The following is a 1,321-nucleotide window of genomic DNA, read 5'->3' as shown; positions in this document are numbered from 1 at the left end:
TGAACCGCTCCGGGATCGGTGGAGGCTCTATGCGTTGACTCCAGCCGCCGGTTGGGGCTGGTGTTGAGCGTAGTGGTTGGTCTCGTATTCGTGGGGTGGGAGGTTTCCGATCGCGCTGTGGAGCCGTTGGTTGTTGAACCAGTCGACCCATTCCGCGGTGCCGAGTTCGACATCGGCGAGGCCGTGCCAGGGCCGACGGGGCTTGATCAGCTCCTCTTTGTAGAGGCCGATCTGGGACTCCATGAGCGCGTTGTCCAGGGCATCACCGACGGTGCCGACCGAGGCGTCGATGCCGGCCTCGATGAGGTGCGCGGTGAACGCGAAGGACGTGTACTGACTGCCCGCATCCGAATGATGAACCAGCCCCGGTCCAGCGGGAGTTCCAGCACGGTCACGTCGCCACAAGGCCATGTCGAGGGCATCCAGGACGAGCTTGGCCCGCTTGCTGGTGGCTGCGGACCAGCCGACGATCGCCCGGGAGAAGACGTCCACGACGAACGCGACGTAGACGATCCCGGACCAGGTGGCCACGTAAGTGAAGTCGGCGACCCACCGCTCGTTCGGCCGGGACGCGGTGAAGTCGCGCCTGAGCAGGTCAGCTGCCCGTTCGTGCCCGTCGTCGCGCACGGTGGTGCGGAGCTTCCTGCCGCGACGGGCGCCTTCCAGCCCCAGCTCGCGCATCAGCCGGGCGACCGTGCAGCGGGCCACGGGTATGCCCTCACGGTGCAGCTGCCGCCAGACCTTCCGCACTCCGTAGACGCCGTAGTTGTCGGCGTGGACCCGGCTGATGTGCGTCCTTAGCTCCGCATCCCGCACCGCGCGGGCGCTGGGAGCACGGTTCTTGGCGGCGTAGTAGGTGCTCGTTGCGATCTTCAGTCCGTGGTCGGACAGCACACGGCAGATCGGCTCGACCCCGAACACCTTCTTGAACTCGTCGACGAACGCTACGAGCGCCTGGACGGCCGGTCGAGCTCGGCCGCGAAGAAAGCCGAGGCCGCCTTCAAGATCTCGTTGGCCCGCCGCAGTTCGGCGTTCTCGGCCCGCAGCCGCTTGATCTCCGCGGCCTCCTCAGACGTCGTGCCGGGCCGCCGACCGGCGTCCACCTCCGCCTTGCGGACCCACGTCCGCACCGTTTCTGCTGCTCCGATGCCCAGCTTCGCTGCGACTGCCTTCATCGCGGCCCACTCGGTCGGATAGTTCGGGCGAACCTCCGCGACCATGCGCACCGCACGCTCACGAAGCTCAGCAGGGTAGGGGGACGGACGTGCCATGACTCGATCCTCTCAGGGAATCGAGCCTCCATCAGACCCGGAGCGGTTCA

General features: G+C 67.1%; 1 protein-coding gene. It reads right to left on the bottom strand.

Annotated features, from left to right (window positions below):
• Positions 1-27 precede the first annotated feature (27 nt).
• Positions 28-1,271 (bottom strand): IS3 family transposase gene (locus FB157_RS46975; RefSeq protein WP_145887982.1). Its coding sequence is split into 2 segments (ribosomal slippage): positions 28-989 and positions 989-1,271, totalling 1,245 coding nucleotides; the frame shifts between segments, so codons are not numbered across the junction.
• Positions 1,272-1,321: the final 50 nt, after the last annotated feature.

The organism is Streptomyces sp. BK340 (assembly GCF_007827595.1).
Taxonomy (GTDB): Bacteria; Actinomycetota; Actinomycetes; order Streptomycetales; family Streptomycetaceae; genus Streptomyces.
This window is presented reverse-complemented; position numbering and strand designations above follow the sequence as displayed.